The organism is Protofrankia sp. Cas8 (assembly GCF_963555845.1).
Taxonomy (GTDB): domain Bacteria; phylum Actinomycetota; class Actinomycetes; order Frankiales; family Frankiaceae; genus Protofrankia.
In genome coordinates this window covers 1-2,182 of sequence record NZ_CAUVXI010000345.1, presented here as the reverse complement: position 1 = coordinate 2,182, position 2,182 = coordinate 1, and the positions used below count along the sequence as shown (strand labels likewise).

Sequence of the window (2,182 nt, the reverse complement as noted above, 5' to 3'; positions counted from 1 at the left end):
CCGCCAGACAGTCGAGCACCACACCCACCGGCACCCTGGTACCCCGGGATGTGCGCCTCCCATGGCAGACCGCCGGATCCGTCACGATCAGGGCCAGCCGATCATCTCCCACGCTTCAGTATGCGCCCAGGGGAGCCGGGACCGGATGACAGTCAAACTGACAGCCGAGCCGGCGGACAAACACGAGCGCCAGCGGATGTACACGGACGTCCGAGCCCACGTCACTGGACTCGACGTACCTCAACGGACGTCCACGGATGATCCGGAGCAAACTACGGATCACGAGGTTGGGGGTTCGAGTCCCTCCGAGCGCACGCTGGTTGAGGCAGGTCAGAACCGGATCGACGATCTTGGAAAGGCGCCTGACCACCTGGCGGTTACCGGCCGCCGACGACATCACAAGATGTCGTGGGTGCCGACTTCCAGCCAGATGATGTGCGGCTCATCCGCCCTCTTGGACGGTCCGTAGGCGAACGTGGCGCGACCGTCGGGTGCCCACGTGATCTCATAGACCCCCGGTCGGGTTCGCGCACCCTTGACCCGCAGCCCCTTACGGAACCCACCCCCTGCCCGGAGATCGGCGAGGAACATGTCCCGTGCGCGCAGGAACCGCTCACGCTGGGCAAGGGGTCAACCGGCGGTACATGTCCAGGAACCGTATGGTCCGCTCGAACGTGGGCACAACCGGCACAGTACCCGTCTGCTCACGACCTGCTCACTCACGGAGCAGGAGCAATGGTCAGGCGGTGCGAGGATACTCGACCAAGTCGCCAACGACAGCAGCCCGCAGGTCGGCGTCGAAGTCCTCGACGCTGTCGTACAACTCGGTATGACCGGCGTCGGCTTCCGCCAGTGCATCGTCGAGTGCTGCCTGCGAAGCAGGCGAAAGATCGACAAGCTCAACGCCAACCAGGGCGGCCGGCACCTCGTAGTTCATCCTGGCCTCCCCCTGTGTCCTGTCTCCCCCGGGTATCGAGAAGGATCTTCCGGCAACTTCCGGCGAGATGCACTATTGTCAACCACCTCGACAGGCGTGAAGAAGACCCTCCGTTTACCGTAGTACGCAGCACAGCTTCTGAATCATCAAACGACCTGGAGACGACGAGATCCCCGTCAACTGCGAAGGCCGTCACGATTGCGGCCTACGGGATGCCATAGGGGCCAGCCGGATGTCGGACGGGACGATCCTTACCTTCCGTCGCTGGCACCCGGAGCGGTGCCGTACTGCAGTTGTACTGCAACGGGGACGGACGTCCACGGACATTGATGGACAAGCCGCTCTTTCCTCTTAATCTGCGGGTTCGGGGTTCAAATCCCTGGCGGCGCACCCACACTCCACATGCTTGCTGAGCAGCGGGCAGCTTCGTTGCAGTTTGTTACGGGCTGCCGCTTTGTTCGGTGACGGCTGTCGATGTCAGGCGACGATGTAGCTCGAGTCGTCGAACTCGGCCGTGACCTTCAACCGTCCGCCGAGTGCCTCGACGTAGGCGCGCAGGACTGACACCGACACCACGTCCAGCTTTCCGCGTTCCACGTCGGAGATGCGGGGGCCGGATACACCCATGGTTTCGGCAACCTCACGTTGAGTCAGAGCGCGGCTGCGTCGGACCTCGGCCAGCCGGTAGGCGTGGATCTCGTCGTCGAGGCGGCGCTGCCCGGCCTCGCGGTCGGCATCGGTCCGTACCGGATAGCCGGCGGCGACACGTGCCTGCTCGGCCTGGCGTTTGACGTCGTCCCATCGCATCGTTGTCATCGGTAGTCCCTCCTCTCGATCTCGGCAAGGTGAAGGTCATAGCGTTCATCCGCTCCTCTCGACCCGCCTCTCCCGACGCTCCCGGCTGCTCCGCAACCAACCAGACGCGAATGGGCAGACGGTGACCTGTGCCGGCAGCGCCTCAGGCGATCTGGCGAAGGTCGTTGCCGTAGTCGAAAATGATCCGCATGCGGGCACCCAGCGCCCGGGCGTACCGGCTCAGCGTCGCGACCTCGTTGACGTCGAGGTCACCGTTCTCGATCTGGCTCACCCGCCCCGGTGAGACGCCCATCAGCTCGGCTACCTGACGCTGGGTCAGCCCCAGCCGCTTGCGCTCCTCGCCAAGGTGGAAGGCACTGATCCAGGACTCAGTGCGCGCCCGCTCGGCGGCAAGCGCCTCATCGTCGCCGTCGTGCAGCTCGGCACGAA

Annotated in this window: 5 protein-coding genes; all 5 read right to left on the bottom strand. The window is 64.6% G+C overall.

Going from position 1 to position 2,182, the window contains the following annotated elements:
• Positions 1-85: DUF433 domain-containing protein (locus U9977_RS26600; protein WP_322752017.1), on the bottom strand; the 85-nt coding region annotated here is incomplete at its 3' end.
• Between the two features lie 311 nt (positions 86-396).
• Positions 397-591 (bottom strand): hypothetical protein, encoded by a 195-nt coding sequence (locus U9977_RS26595; RefSeq protein WP_322752015.1) that lies wholly within the window; start codon positions 589-591, stop codon positions 397-399.
• Between the two features lie 148 nt (positions 592-739).
• Complete coding sequence (locus U9977_RS26590; RefSeq protein ID WP_322752014.1) at positions 740-937, bottom strand: hypothetical protein; 198 nt, start codon at positions 935-937, stop codon at positions 740-742.
• Positions 938-1,414: 477 nt separating this feature from the next.
• Positions 1,415-1,753 (bottom strand): XRE family transcriptional regulator, encoded by a 339-nt coding sequence (locus tag U9977_RS26585; protein ID WP_239336476.1) that lies wholly within the window; start codon positions 1,751-1,753, stop codon positions 1,415-1,417.
• A 142-nt stretch (positions 1,754-1,895) separates the two neighbouring features.
• The coding region (locus U9977_RS26580; protein WP_322750837.1) for a helix-turn-helix transcriptional regulator at positions 1,896-2,182 on the bottom strand (287 nt) is incomplete at its 5' end.

Coding starts and splice junctions, on each gene's coding strand:
- U9977_RS26590 (WP_322752014.1), bottom strand. CDS start 937: ATGAACTACGAGGTGCCGGCCGCCCTGGTTGGCGTTGAGCTTGTCGAT.
- U9977_RS26585 (WP_239336476.1), bottom strand. CDS start 1,753: ATGACAACGATGCGATGGGACGACGTCAAACGCCAGGCCGAGCAGGCA.
- U9977_RS26595 (WP_322752015.1), bottom strand. CDS start 591: ATGTTCCTCGCCGATCTCCGGGCAGGGGGTGGGTTCCGTAAGGGGCTG.